Origin of the sequence: Pseudomonas sp. MOIL14HWK12:I1, assembly GCF_000510705.1 — a bacterium.
Classification (GTDB): Bacteria; Pseudomonadota; Gammaproteobacteria; order Pseudomonadales; family Pseudomonadaceae; genus Chryseomonas; species Chryseomonas oryzihabitans.
Map to the genome: position 1 here is coordinate 17,746 of NZ_KI783308.1, position 13,675 is coordinate 31,420.

Here is a 13,675-nt window from a genome sequence, read left to right on the forward strand (position 1 = left end):
GGCGGGCGTAAAACCGCCCGTGTTGTTCTGACTTCGACCCGGCAGTCGGCGCCTTGTCCCCGCTGTCGAAAAAATGCCGCTTAAATCGTCGAAAACCCGGCGCTGGCGCGGCTTCCAGCCGTGATGGCACTTTGCGTAAAGAACGTTGCTTTTGCCGGGAAAGCCATGCTTCATAAGGTGTCGGCAAGTTGTTGCCAGTGGTCGGACCCGGGCTGCCAGCCTGGCGACCGATCCGATGCGCGATCTGTACCGATACCAAAAGGCAACCCGGTCGCCTAGGCTGTGGCGAGCGGGGATAGGAAATCCAGAAAGCTTCGGAGAGATGTGATGGGTGAGCAACGCGAAACCGGGACCGTCAAGTGGTTCAATGACGCCAAGGGATATGGATTCATTCAACGCGAGGGCGGTGCCGACGTGTTCGTTCACTACCGCGCCATCCGTGGTGAAGGCCACCGCTCCCTGACCGAAGGCCAGCAGGTGGAGTTCTCGGTGGTCGAGGGCCAGAAGGGCCTGCAAGCCGAAGACGTGGCCCGGGTCTAGGCCCGCTGTGCGAGGAGCGCAAGGCTCCTCGCACCTTCAGTTCACTCGGTGCGCCAGACGATCTCTTCGACGCCCGCCTCCGTCACCTTCAGCCAGCGATCGGCGGCTTCTTCCTCTTCTTCCTCGCTCCAGCCACTTGGCGCGCAGCGCACCTGCACCTGCAGGGCCGCCTGGGCATCGCGGGCACAGGCCAGATCGTCCACCCAGGGCGATACATCGCTTTCCAGCAGCAGGCTGTGCCATTTGCCCACCGCCTTCGGCAGCCAGGTGACCGGAATGGACTCGCCGCCATAGCGCAGGGTGCACTTGAAGGTCTGCCCACGCGCCTGCCAGGCGCAGGGCATGGCGAACACCTGTTCGAGCCAGGCCGAGACGGCGTCCTGGTCGACGTCCTTGAGATAGATTTCGATATCGGGCTGGCGCATGGGGCTTAGGCTCCGGATTTGACGATCCAATCGTAACGTACTGCCACCCGCACCTCGAAGGGCTCGGCGAGGACCCGCTCCCGGCGTTCGGCGTTGACGCGCCAACCGTGGGGGGTCATGGCCAGCAGGTCTTCACGGGTCTGGCGTTCGGCCAGCGGCAGCACGAATTCGAGCCCCTCACTGTGGGCCAGTTCCAGGCCCTCCGGCAGATCCTGCAGGTGCTTGTCTTCGGCATAGTCGCGCACCTCGTCATAGAGCCGCTGGCGCAGCTCCAGCAGGTGGGCGTTGGCCGGACCCAGGCGCAGGATGCCGCCGCCGGGTGCCAGCACGCGCTGGGCTTCGGCCCAGTCGACGGGGCTGAAGACACTGGCCAGCAGCTGGCAACTGGCGTCCGGCAGCGGCAGGCGCGCCATGCTCGCCACCAGCCAGGTCAGGGCCGGGGTACGCCGGCAGGCGCGGCGCACCGCCTCGCGGGAGATGTCCAGGGCATAGCCGTCGGCCGCAGGCAGCGCCTGGGCCAGGCGCGCGGTATAGAAGCCTTCGCCGCAGCCCACGTCGATCCAGCGCTGGGGCGCGCGTTCGGCGGCCAGGTGCGCCAGGCGCTCGGCCAGGGGCGCATAGTGACCGGCATCGAGAAAGCGTCGGCGGGCCTCGACCATGGCGGCGTTGTCGCCCGGGTCCAGACTCTTCTTGTGCTGCACCGGCAGGAGGTTCAGATAGCCCTGGCGGGCACGGTCGAATCTATGACCGGCGGCGCACCCGACGCCACCCTCGAGTTCGGCCAGCGGGGCTTGGCAGAGCGGACAGATCAGCTTCATGCCAGCAACCGCACCAGGGTGCCGTAGTACACCTCGGTCAGTAGATCCAGGTCGCTGGCCAGCACGTGCTCGTCCACCTGGTGGATGGTGGCGTTGACCGGACCCAGTTCCACCACCTGGGCGCCCAGGGTGGCGATGAAGCGACCGTCCGAGGTGCCGCCGCTGGTGGAGGCTTCGGGGCGGTAGCCGGTGACGGCTTCCACGCTGGCCGAGACGGCGTCGAGCAGGTCGCCCGGCTCGGTGAGGAAGGGCAGGCCGGACAGCGACCAGTCGATGTGCCAGTCCAGGCCGTGGCGATCGAGGATGGCCTCGACGCGGGCCTGCAGGCCCTCCACGGTGGATTCGGTGGAGAAGCGGAAGTTGAACAGCGCCTGCAACTCGCCCGGCACCACGTTGCCGGCGCCGGTGCCGGAATTGACGTTGGAGATCTGGAAGCTGGTGGGCGGGAAGAAGGCGTTGCCCGCGTCCCACTGTTCGGCGGCCAGATCCGCCAGCGCCTGGGCGGCCAAGTGAATGGGGTTGCGCGCCAGGTGCGGATAGGCCACGTGGCCCTGCTTGCCGCCCACCGTCAGGCGACCGTTGAGCGAGCCGCGACGCCCGTTCTTGACCACGTCGCCCAGCAGCCGGGTGCTGGAGGGTTCGCCGACGATGCACCAGTCCAGTCGTTCGCCGCGCTCGCGCAGGCGCTCGACCACGGCACGGGTGCCGTGCAGGGCGGGGCCTTCCTCGTCACTGGTGATGAGGAAGGCGATGGCGCCGCGATGGTCCGGGTGGTCGGCGACGAAGCGCTCCACGGCGATGATCATGCTCGCCAGGCTGCCCTTCATGTCGGCGGCGCCGCGGCCGCGCAGCATGCCGTCGGCATCCACGTGGGCATTGAAGGGGGCCTGCTGCCAGGCCTCCAGGGGGCCGGTGGGCACCACGTCGGTGTGCCCGGCGAAGCACAGCACCGGACCCGCGCCGCCACGCCGCGCCCAGAAGTTGTCCACCTCTTCGATGCGCAGGGGTTCGAGGGCGAAGCCCAGGCGCTCCAGGCGCTGCATCATCAGGGCCTGGCAGCCTTCGTCCAGCGGCGTGACCGAGGCCCGGCCGATGAGGTCGCAGGCGAGTTCCAGGGTGGGGGTGAGGGCGGTGGTCATGGCGGGTCCCGGGAGGCGGCTAGGGTTCAGGGGGAGCGGTATGGTAAAGGAAAACCTATACTGTGGCTTTTGTGGAAAGCCTTCATGACGTTCGATGAACAACGCTTCGGCGGGATCGCCCGGCTCTATGGGCAGGAGGCCGTCGAGCGCCTGGCCGCCAGTCATGTCGCCGTGGTCGGCATCGGCGGGGTGGGCTCCTGGGCTGCCGAGGCCCTGGCCCGCAGCGGCGTCGGCCAGATCAGCCTGTTCGATCTGGACGACGTCTGCGTCAGCAACACCAATCGCCAGGTGCATGCGCTGGAAGGCCAGGTGGGGCGGCCCAAGGTCACGGTGATGGCCGAACGCATCCAGGCCATCAATCCGGCCTGCCAGGTCAAGGCGGTGGCAGACTTCGTCACCCGCGAGACCATGGCCGACTACATCACTGAAGAGCTCGACCTGGTGCTGGACTGCATCGACAGCGTGGCCTCCAAGGCGGCGCTGATCGCCTGGTGCAAGAGGCGCAAGATCGCCATCGTCACCACCGGCGGCGCCGGCGGCCAGATCGACCCCACCCAGATCCAGGTGGTCGACCTCAATCGCACCTACAACGACCCCCTGGCCTCGCGGGTCCGCTCGCTGCTGCGCCGCGACTACGGCTTCTCGCGCAATCCCAGTCGCCACTACAGCGTGCCCTGCGTCTTTTCCACCGAGCAACTGCGCTATCCCAAGCCGGACGGCAGCGTCTGCCAGCAGAAGAGTTTCGTCGGCGAAGGCGTCCGCCTGGACTGCGCCGGCGGCTTCGGCGCGGTGATGATGGTGACCGCCACCTTCGGCATGGTCGCCGCCGCCCGCGCCGTGGACAAGCTGATCCAGAAGCCGAAGAAATAGCGCTTTTCGTCGGTTGGGTTGAGCGCAGCGAAGCCCAACGGTGCCCCGATCGAGCCGGCCATGTCGGGCGTGAAGGCGCCCGCGGGCGCGTAGGGTGGACAACGGCGCAGCCTTGTCCACGCGGGAGGTGCCGGGGTGCCAGTGGAAAACGCTGCGCGGTTTTCCACGCTACGAGGTTTCGAGCGAGTCTGCCCTCACCCCAGCCCTCTCCCCGAGGGAGAGGGGGTGGTACCGACGCATCGGCTTAGACAACGGCACGCCTCAGCTAGGTAGGGTGGACAACGGCGCAGCCTTGTCCACGCGGGAGGTGCCGGGGTGCCAGTGGAAAACGCTGAGCGGTTTTCCACGCTACGAGGTTTCGAGCGAGTCAGCCCTCACCCCAGCCCTCTCCCCGAGGGAGAGGGGACGGTAATGGCGCATCGGACGGACGACGGTACGTCTCTCTTTACATATCCTGCGGCGTTTCCCGGGCGGGGCGGTCGTCGGCGATGGCAGGGACGTGGAGGCCGGTCTTGGCCAGTTGCTGGCCTTCCATCTGCGGCTGGGTGGTCCAGGTGAGGATGTCGTAGTAACGGCGCACGTTCTGCACGAATTCCACCGTTTCGCCGCCGCGGGCGTAGCCGTAGCGGGTCTTGCTATACCACTGCTTCTGCGCCAGGCGCGGCAGCATCTTCTTCACGTCCAGCCAGCGATCCGGATCCAGGCCCTGGGATTCGGCCAGGCGGCGGGCGTCGAGGATGTGGGCGATGCCGATGTTGTAGGTGGCCAGGGCGAACCAGGTGCGATCCGGTTCGTTGATGCTGTCGGGCAACTCGTCGCGGATCTGGTCGAAGTACTTGGCACCGCCGGTGATGCTCTGCTCGGGATCCAGGCGATTGGACACGCCCATGGCCTGGGCGGTGTTGTTGGTCAGCATCATCAGGCCGCGCACCCCGGTCTTGGAGGTGGCATCCGGCGTCCACAGCGATTCCTGGTAGCCCATGGCGGCGAGCAGGCGCCAGTCCAGCTGATGCTTCTGCGCCACCTTGCGAAAGTGTTTCTCGTACTTGGGCAGGCGTTCCTGCAGGTGCTGGGCGAAGGTGTAGGCGCCCACGTAGCCGAGCACGTCGACGTGGCCGTAGTAGCGCTCCTTGAGCTGCTGCAGGGTGCCGTCGCGGCGGACCTTGTCGAGGTAGGCGTTGACCGCGTCGAGCAGGCTGTTGTCCTCGCCGGGTTGCAGCGCCCAGGCCTGGCCCTGGTTGTCGCCGAGGTCGAAGGCCACTCGCACGTTGGGGAAATAGACCTGGTTCATGGCCAGTTCGTTGGAATCCACCAGGGTCAGGTCGATCTGGCCTTCGTCGACCATGCGCAAGAGATCGCTGACCTCCACCTGATCGGACTCGTCGAAGGTGAGCTCAGGCACCTGGGCCTGCAGCGCCCTGAGTTGCTGGGCCTGGCTGCTGCCCTTGAGCACCAGGATGCGCTTGCCGACCATGTCCTTGGGGGTGCTGGGGCGGACGGTGCCGTTGCGGTAGATGACCTGGGGCACCACGTCCAGATAGCTGCGGGAGAATTTCAGATTCTGGCGATTGACCGAGGGCGTGAGGCCGGCGGCGGCGATCACCGGGCCGTCCGGCGCGGTCAGGCGATTGAAGAGGTCGTCGAGGTTGTCGGCGGTGCTGATTTCCAGGCGCACCTTGAGCGATTCGGCAAAGCCCTTGACCAGTTCGTATTCGAAGCCGGTCTCGCCGTTACGGTCCTGGAAATAGGTCGCCGGACTGTTGCGCGTCACTACGCGCAGGACACCTGCCTGCTGCACCTGCTCCAGCGCGGTCGGCTTGGGCGGCGCAGGCACGTCCGCTTCCCCGCAGCTCATGAGCAAGGCGAGAAAGGGCAGGGTAAGCCAGGCGAATCGCTTGAAGGCTTTATTCAAATGGGCTAGCTCGGCCATACGGCATCAAAACGGCACTGGCGCCTTGCTGACGCGCCTCATCGGTCGGCCCCTCCGGGCACTCGTTATAGTCGGGACGCTCCGCGCCACCGGTCCGGCCAAAGGCTCTATCCTGAGCCCAATGTGGAGCCGCGTCCATGGGGCGCGGCAGGCCGTATCGGCGGGCAGTATACGCGAGAAGTGGCAAAGCGCCCATTTTATACATACAAGGGTGGTGGTAAGGCTGGATGAACCCTCGTCGCCGGAAGGTGTCCCCGGCGCGCCTTTAGGCTAGAATGCACGGCCCCAAAGTGACTTGGCCCCGAGGCTGTCCCCGATGCTGATCCTGCGCGGCGCTCCCGCTCTTTCTTCGTTCCGTCACGGCAAACTTCTCGACCAGCTGACTCGCCTGGTTCCCGGTGTCTCCGGGCTCTATGCCGAGTTCGTTCATTTCGCCGAAGTCGCCGGCACCCTGAGCGCGGAGGAAGAGGGCATCCTCGGCCGACTGCTGCAATACGGCCCCAGCGTCCCCCAGCAGGAACCCAGCGGCGCGCTGTTCCTCACCGTGCCCCGTCTGGGCACCATCTCGCCCTGGTCGAGCAAGGCCACCGACATCGCCCACAACTGTGGCCTGGCGCAGATCGAGCGCCTGGAGCGCGGCGTGGCCTACTATGTCGCCGGCGAGCTGGACGCCGCCGCCCATGCGCAACTGGCCTCGGCCCTGCATGACCGCATGACCCAACGCGTGCTGCCGACCCTGGACGCCGCCGCCGACATCTTCAGCCATGCCACGCCCAAGCCGCTCACCGCGGTGGACGTGCTCGGCGGCGGTCGCGCGGCCCTGGAGCAGGCCAACCTGGAGCTGGGCCTGGCCCTGGCCGAAGACGAGATCGACTACCTGGTCAAGAGCTTCACCGCCCTGGGGCGCAATCCCCACGACGTCGAACTCATGATGTTCGCCCAGGCCAACTCCGAGCACTGCCGGCACAAGATCTTCAACGCCAGCTGGGACATCGACGGCGAGAGCCAGGAGAAGTCCCTGTTCGGCATGATCAAGAATACCTACGAGATGAACCGCACCGGCGTGCTGTCCGCCTACAAGGACAACGCCGCGGTCATGGAAGGCTTCACCGCCGGGCGCTTCTACCCCGACGCCGAGTCCCGCGAATACGGCGCGCACAGCCAACCCGTGCACATCCTGATGAAGGTGGAGACCCACAACCACCCGACCGCCATCGCTCCCTTCCCTGGCGCCTCGACCGGCTCCGGCGGCGAGATCCGCGACGAAGGCGCCACCGGTCGCGGCTCCAAGCCCAAGGCGGGCCTGACCGGCTTCACCGTCTCCAACCTGAACATCCCCGGTTTCGAGCAGCCCTGGGAACAGCCCTACGGCAAGCCCGAGCGCATCGTCACCCCGCTGGACATCATGATCGAAGGCCCGCTCGGCGGCGCCGCCTTCAACAACGAATTCGGGCGTCCGGCCCTGGCCGGCTACTTCCGTACCTTCGAACAGCAGGTCGAGACCCCCCGCGGTCCCGAGGTGCGTGGCTACCACAAGCCGATCATGCTCGCCGGCGGCCTGGGCAACATCCGCGCCGACCACGTGCAGAAGGGCGACATCTCGGTGGGCGGCAAGCTCATCGTGCTGGGCGGCCCGGCCATGCTGATCGGCCTGGGTGGTGGCGCGGCCTCGTCCATGTCCACCGGCGCCAGCTCCGCCGACCTGGATTTCGCCTCGGTGCAGCGCGAGAACCCGGAAATGGAGCGCCGCTGCCAGGAGGTCATCGACCGCTGCTGGCAGCTGGGTGAAAACAACCCCATCACCTTCATCCACGACGTGGGTGCGGGCGGTCTGTCCAATGCCTTCCCCGAGCTGGTCAACGATGCCGGTCGCGGCGGTCGTTTCGAACTGCGCAACGTGCCCAACGACGAGCCGGGCATGAGCCCGCTGGAGATCTGGTGCAACGAGTCCCAGGAGCGCTACGTGCTCTCCGTGGACGCCCAGAACTTCGAGACCTTCAAGGCCATCTGCGAACGCGAGCGCTGCCCCTTCGCCGTGGTCGGCGAGGCCACCGAGGAGCGCCAGCTGACCGTGGCCGACAGCCACTTCGGCAACAACGCCGTGGACATGCCGCTGGACGTCCTGCTCGGCAAGCCGCCGCGCATGCACCGCAGCGCGACCCGTGAAGCCGAACTGGGCGACGCCTTCGACGGCGCCGGCTTGGACCTGACCGAGTCGGTGGAGCGCGTCCTGCGTCACCCGGCCGTGGCCAGCAAGAGCTTCCTGATCACCATCGGCGACCGCACCATCACCGGCCTGGTCGCCCGCGACCAGATGGTCGGCCCCTGGCAGGTGCCGGTGGCCGACTGCGCCGTGACCGCCACCAGCTTCGACGTCCACACCGGCGAAGCCATGGCCATGGGCGAGCGCACCCCGCTGGCGCTGCTCGACGCGCCCGCTTCCGGCCGCATGGCCATTGGCGAGACCATCACCAACCTGGCCGCCGCGCGGATCGAGAAGCTCGGCGACATCAAGCTTTCCGCCAACTGGATGGCCGCTGCCGGCCACCCGGGCGAAGACGCGCGCCTCTATGAAACCGTCAAGGCGGTGGGCATGGAGCTGTGCCCGCAGCTGGGCATCACCATCCCGGTCGGCAAGGACTCCATGTCCATGAAGACCCGCTGGCAGGACGGCGGCGAAGACAAGAGCGTCACCGCGCCGCTGTCGCTGGTGATCACCGGCTTCGCCCCGGTGCAGGACATCCGCCGCACCCTGACCCCGCAGCTGCGCCTGGACAAGGGCCAGACCGACCTGATCCTGATCGACCTGGGTCGCGGCCAGAATCGCCTGGGCGGCTCCATCCTCGCCCAGACCCACGGCAAGCTCGGCCAGCAGGCTCCCGACGTCGACGAAGCCGAAGACCTCAAAGCCTTCTTCGCCGTGATCCAGGGCCTCAACCAGGACGGCCTGCTGCTGGCCTACCACGACCGTTCCGACGGCGGCCTCATCACCACCCTGGTGGAAATGGCCTTCGCCGGTCACTGCGGCCTGGCCCTGCGCCTGGATGCCCTGGCCGCCGACCGTGACGAGCTGACCCGTGCGCTGTTCGCCGAAGAACTGGGCGCCGTCATCCAGGTGCCCCAGGACTTCACCCATGAAGTGCTGGCCCAGTTCAGCGCGGCCGGTCTGGAAGACTGCGTGGCGGTGATCGGCAACCCGGTCAACGGCTACGAGATCAACATCCACTACCACGACGAGCACCTCTACCGGGCCGAACGGCGCATGCTGCAGCGCGTCTGGAGTGAGACCAGCTTCCAGATCCAGCGCCTGCGCGACAACGCCGAGTGCGCCCAGCAGGAATTCGATGCCCTGCTGGAAGAGGATCATCCGGGGCTGTCGGCCAAGCTGGCCTATGACCCCAACGAAGACATCTGCGCCCCCTACATCAAGAAGGGCGTGCGGCCGCAGGTCGCCATCCTGCGCGAGCAGGGCGTCAACGGTCAGGTGGAGATGGGTGCGGCCTTCGATCGCGCCGGTTTCGCCGCCATCGACGTGCACATGAGCGACATCCTCTCCGGGCGCATCGACCTGGCGGACTTCAAGGGTGTGGTGGCCTGTGGCGGCTTCTCCTATGGCGACGTCCTCGGCGCCGGCGGTGGCTGGGCCAAGTCGATCCTGTTCAACGCCCGCGCCCGTGACGGCTTCCAGCAGTTCTTCGAGCGCACCGATACCTTCACCCTGGGCGTGTGCAACGGCTGCCAGATGGTCGCCAACCTGCGCGAGCTGGTGCCCGGCAGCGAATTCTGGCCGCGCTTCGTGCGCAACCGCTCCGAGCAGTTCGAGGCGCGGGTGGCCATGGTCCAGGTGCAGGATTCGCCGTCGCTGTTCCTCGCCGGCATGGCCGGGTCGCGGCTGCCCATCGCCATCGCCCACGGCGAAGGCTTCGCCGAGTACCCCAATCAGCAGGCGCTGGTCGCGGCTGACGTCTCCGGTACGGTGGCGCTGCGCTATGTCGATGGTCACAGCAAGGTCACCGAGACCTATCCGGCCAACCCCAACGGCTCGCCGCTGGGTATTACCGGTCTGTCCAGCCAGGACGGTCGCGTGCTCTTGATGATGCCGCACCCCGAGCGCTGCTTCCGCGCCGTGCAGAACTCCTGGATCCCGGCCGACTGGCAGGGCGAGGACGGTGGCTGGATGCGCCTGTTCCGCAACGCGCGGGTCTGGGTGGATTGAGGGTTCGGCGCCTGGCCAGGCTTGCTCGACCTGCGGTCGGGTGAGCCTGGCTCATACGCCCTTTTTCCAAACCGACGGCGAGCCACCAGGCGTCCGCCGCTGCGCTCTTACCCCCTCTCCCTCAGGGAGAGGGCTGGGGTGAGGGCCGCCCAGCCCGAGAGCGCCTTCCATGCTCAAACTCTGCTTCTACGTCCCCGACTCCCACCTGGAAACCGTCAAGCAGGCGATCTTCGCCGTGGGCGGCGGTCGCATCGGCCGCTATGACAGCTGCTGCTGGCAGGTCCGGGGCCTCGGCCAATTCCGTCCGCTAGCGGGCAGCCAGCCGCACCTGGGCGAGCAGGGCAGTCTCGAACAACTGGAGGAATGGCGGGTGGAGCTGGTGCTGGCCGACGAGCCGATCGCCCGCCAGGCCGTGGCGGCGCTCAAGGCGGCGCACCCCTATGAGACGCCGGCCTATGACGTGGTGCAGGTGCTGGATGTCTAGGGTTCAGGGATAGCCCAGGACCGTCTTGATCCGCGCCAGCTCACGCTCGATCCAGCGCGGGTCCACCGCGCCCCAGTCGCGAATCTCATAGCCGCCGGCATTGTTGCGGGCGCCTTCGCCCTGCACGAACTGGCAGTCGATATCCAGATCGGCCAGGGCCAGCAGGGTGTCCTGGGCCGTGCGCCGCGGCATGCCGGTGGCGGCCATCAGGGCCGGTACGCTGGTGGCGGTGCCACTGGCCACCAGCCAGGCCACATAGAGCCGGCGATAGAAGCTGGTCTTGGTCTTGCTCACGTCCATGAGAATCGTCCTGGCAATAAAAAGCCCACCGCGAGGGTGGGCTTCAGGGGCATCAGAGGGTGGCGATGCGCTGCCGCTGGTCCACCAGCTTGGCCAGGGCCTGCTCGGCCTCGGCCAGTTTGGCGCGTTCCTTCTCCAGCACCTCGGCCGGGGCCTTGGCGACGAAGCCTTCGTTACTCAGCTTGCCGCCGACGCGCTTGACCTCGCCTTCCAGGCGGCCGATCTCCTTGTCCAGACGCGCCAGTTCCGCGTCCTTGTCGATCAGGCCGGCCATGGGCACCAGCACTTCCATCTCGCCGACCAGGGTGGTGGCGGACATCGGCGCTTCCTCACCGGCGGCCAGCACGCGGACCGATTCCAGCTTGGCCAGCTTGTTCAGCAGCGGCTCGAAATCGGCCAGGCGGCGCTGGTCCTCGGCACTGGCGTTGGCGACGATGATGTCGATGCGCTTGGCCATGGAGATCTTCATCTCGCCACGGATCTGCCGCACGCCCAGCATCAGCGCCTTGACCCACTCGATGTCGCCTTCGGCGGCGGCATCGATGCGCGCCTCGTTGGCCACCGGCCAGGGTTGCAGCATCAGGGTCTCGCCCTGGACGCCGGCCGGCGCCTTGAGGCGCTGCCAGATTTCTTCGGTGATGAAGGGCATGAAGGGGTGCGCCAGGCGCAGCACCACTTCCAGCACCCGCGCCAGGGTGCGGCGGGTGCCGCGCTGGCGTTCGAGGGAGGCGTTCTCGTCCCACAGCACCGGCTTGACCAGCTCCAGGTACCAGGCGCAGTACTCGTCCCAGACGAATTCGTAGAGCGCCTGGGTGGCCAGGTCGAAGCGGAAGGCGTCGAGCTGACGGGTCACCTCGGCCTCGGTGCGCTGCAGCTGGGAGATGATCCAGCGATCCACCGAGGACAGCTCGACGGGTTCGTCGTTGACGCCGGTATCCTGGCCCTCGACGTTCTCCATGACGAAGTTCGCCGCGTTCCACAGCTTGTTGCAGAAGTTGCGATAGCCCTCGACGCGACCCATGTCGAACTTGATGTCGCGACCGGTGGTGGCCAGGGAGCAGAAGGTGAATCTCAGGGCGTCGGTGCCGTAGCTGGCGATGCCGTCCGGGAATTCGGCGCGGGTCTGCTTGGCGATCTTTTCGGCCAGCTTGGGCTGCATCAGGCCGCTGGTGCGCTTCTGCAGCAGGGTATCCAGGTCGATGCCGTCGACGATGTCCAGCGGATCGAGCACGTTGCCCTTGGACTTGGACATCTTCTGGCCCTGGCCGTCGCGCACCAGGCCATGGACGTAGACGGTCTTGAACGGGATCTGCCCGGTCAGGTGGGTGGACAGCATGATCATCCGGGCGACCCAGAAGAAGATGATGTCGAAGCCGGTGACCAGCACGTCGGTGGGGTGGAAGGTCTTGAGCGCCTCGGTCTGCTCGGGCCAGCCGAGGGTGGAGAAGGTCCACAGGCCGGAGCTAAACCAGGTGTCCAGGACGTCGTCGTCCTGGCGCAGGGCGATGTCACCCAGGTTGTGCTTGGCACGCACCTCGGCCTCGTCGCGACCGACGTAGACGTTGCCGGCCTGGTCGTACCAGGCGGGAATGCGGTGGCCCCACCAGAGCTGGCGGCTGATGCACCAGTCCTGGATGTCGCGCATCCAGCTGAAGTACATGTTCTCGTACTGCTTGGGCACGAATTGCACCTCGCCGCTCTCGACCACGGCGATGGCCTTGTCGGCCAGGGGCTTGGTGGAGACGTACCACTGGTCGGTCAGCCAGGGTTCGATCACGGTGCCGGAGCGGTCGCCCTTGGGCACCTTGAGCGCGTGGTCCTCGATCTTTTCCAGGCGCCCGGCGGCGTCCAGGTCGGCGACGATGCGCTTGCGCGCCTCGAAGCGGTCCAGACCGGCGTAGGCGGCGGGGAGGGTGGCATCGAACATGCCGTTGACGCTGCCGTCCAGATTGAACACCTGGGCGCCGGGCAGCACTGCCGCATCGGCGTCGAAGACGTTGATCAGCGGCAGGTTGTGTCGCTTGCCGACTTCATAGTCGTTGAAGTCGTGGGCCGGGGTGATCTTGACGCAGCCGGTGCCGAATTCGGGGTCGCAGTAGTCGTCGCCGACGATGGGGATGCGCCGGCCGACCAGGGGCAGCTCGACATACTGGCCGATCAGGTCCTTGTAGCGTGGGTCTTCCGGGTGCACGGCCACGGCGGCGTCACCCAGCAGGGTCTCGGGACGGGTGGTGGCGACCACCAGATGGTCCATGCCCTCGGCGGTACGGGCGCCATCGGCCAGCGGATAGCGCAGGTGCCAGAGGTGGCCCTTCTCGTCATGGCTTTCCACTTCCAAGTCGGAAATGGCGGTGTGCAGCTTGGTGTCCCAGTTGACCAGGCGCTTGCCGCGATAGATCAGGCCGTCCTCGTGCAGGCGCACGAAGGCTTCCTTGACCGCCTCAGAGAGGCCGTCATCCATGGTGAAGCGCTCGCGCGACCAGTCCACCGAGGAGCCCAGGCGGCGGATCTGCCGGCTGATGTTGCCACCGGATTCGTTCTTCCATTCCCAGACCTTCTCCAGGAATTTCTCCCGGCCCAGGTCATGGCGCGACAGGCCCTCGGCGCCGATGCGGCGCTCCACCAACATCTGGGTGGCGATGCCGGCATGGTCGGTGCCCGGCTGCCAGAGGGTGTTGCGGCCCTGCATGCGGCGGAAACGGATCAGGGCGTCCATGATGGCGTTGTTGAAGCCATGGCCCATGTGCAGGCTGCCGGTCACGTTCGGCGGCGGGATCATGATGGTGTAGGGCTCGCCCGACCCCTGGGGCGCGAAATAGCCCTGGCGTTCCCAGGTCTGGTACCAGGAGGTTTCGATGGCGTGCGGCTGGTAGGTCTTGTCCATGGAGGGGGCTTTTGTCGCTGGAAGAGGAAAGCCTCCGAGTATAGCGACTCCGGCCCGCCGACGGCAGGG

Annotated in this window: 10 protein-coding genes; 4 read left to right on the forward strand and 6 right to left on the reverse strand. The window is 66.9% G+C overall.

The features are described 5' to 3' along the window. The first annotated feature begins 327 nt into the window (after nt 1-327). On the forward strand, nt 328-540 hold the full coding sequence (locus PSEK12I1_RS0117760) for a cold-shock protein (protein WP_027597241.1): 213 nt from the start codon (nt 328-330) through the stop codon (nt 538-540). Between the two features lie 41 nt (nt 541-581). Here the strand turns inward: PSEK12I1_RS0117760 and PSEK12I1_RS0117765 are convergent, their stop codons facing one another. The 3 genes from PSEK12I1_RS0117765 to dapE are packed head-to-tail and all read right to left on the reverse strand — an operon-like array spanning nt 582 to nt 2,922. Next, a complete protein-coding gene (locus tag PSEK12I1_RS0117765) occupies nt 582-965 on the reverse strand; it encodes a hypothetical protein (protein WP_027602447.1) in 384 nt (127 codons plus the stop codon). Nucleotides 966-970: 5 nt separating this feature from the next. Then, nucleotides 971-1,783, reverse strand: coding sequence for a putative RNA methyltransferase (locus PSEK12I1_RS0117770; protein ID WP_027602448.1), 813 nt, complete (start codon nt 1,781-1,783; stop codon nt 971-973). After that, complete coding sequence (gene dapE, locus PSEK12I1_RS0117775) at nt 1,780-2,922, reverse strand: succinyl-diaminopimelate desuccinylase (protein WP_027602449.1); 1,143 nt, start codon at nt 2,920-2,922, stop codon at nt 1,780-1,782. Before dapE ends, PSEK12I1_RS0117770 begins: the two co-directional genes overlap by 4 nt. Nucleotides 2,923-3,006: 84 nt before the next feature. On the opposite strand from dapE, the gene tcdA reads away from it, so the two are divergent. Beyond that, nucleotides 3,007-3,792: a tRNA cyclic N6-threonylcarbamoyladenosine(37) synthase TcdA gene (gene tcdA / locus PSEK12I1_RS0117780; RefSeq protein ID WP_027602450.1), complete on the forward strand. Its 786-nt coding sequence runs from the start codon at nt 3,007-3,009 to the stop codon at nt 3,790-3,792. 445 nt (nt 3,793-4,237) lie between these two features. On the opposite strand, the gene mltF is transcribed toward tcdA, so the two are convergent. Further along, nucleotides 4,238-5,722: a membrane-bound lytic murein transglycosylase MltF gene (mltF, locus tag PSEK12I1_RS0117785; protein WP_027597238.1), complete on the reverse strand. Its 1,485-nt coding sequence runs from the start codon at nt 5,720-5,722 to the stop codon at nt 4,238-4,240. A gap of 316 nt (nt 5,723-6,038) precedes the next feature. On the opposite strand from mltF, the gene purL reads away from it, so the two are divergent. Next, nucleotides 6,039-9,938: a phosphoribosylformylglycinamidine synthase gene (purL, locus tag PSEK12I1_RS0117790; protein ID WP_027602451.1), complete on the forward strand. Its 3,900-nt coding sequence runs from the start codon at nt 6,039-6,041 to the stop codon at nt 9,936-9,938. Between the two features lie 169 nt (nt 9,939-10,107). Next, on the forward strand, nt 10,108-10,422 hold the full coding sequence (locus PSEK12I1_RS0117795) for an NGG1p interacting factor 3 protein, NIF3 (RefSeq protein WP_027602452.1): 315 nt from the start codon (nt 10,108-10,110) through the stop codon (nt 10,420-10,422). A gap of 3 nt (nt 10,423-10,425) precedes the next feature. On the opposite strand, the gene PSEK12I1_RS0117800 is transcribed toward PSEK12I1_RS0117795, so the two are convergent. Both PSEK12I1_RS0117800 and PSEK12I1_RS0117805 read right to left on the reverse strand, forming a co-directional pair. After that, nucleotides 10,426-10,722: a helix-turn-helix domain-containing protein gene (locus PSEK12I1_RS0117800; RefSeq protein ID WP_027602453.1), complete on the reverse strand. Its 297-nt coding sequence runs from the start codon at nt 10,720-10,722 to the stop codon at nt 10,426-10,428. 52 nt (nt 10,723-10,774) lie between these two features. After that, nucleotides 10,775-13,606 (reverse strand): valine--tRNA ligase, encoded by a 2,832-nt coding sequence (locus PSEK12I1_RS0117805; protein ID WP_027602454.1) that lies wholly within the window; start codon nt 13,604-13,606, stop codon nt 10,775-10,777. Nucleotides 13,607-13,675: the final 69 nt, after the last annotated feature.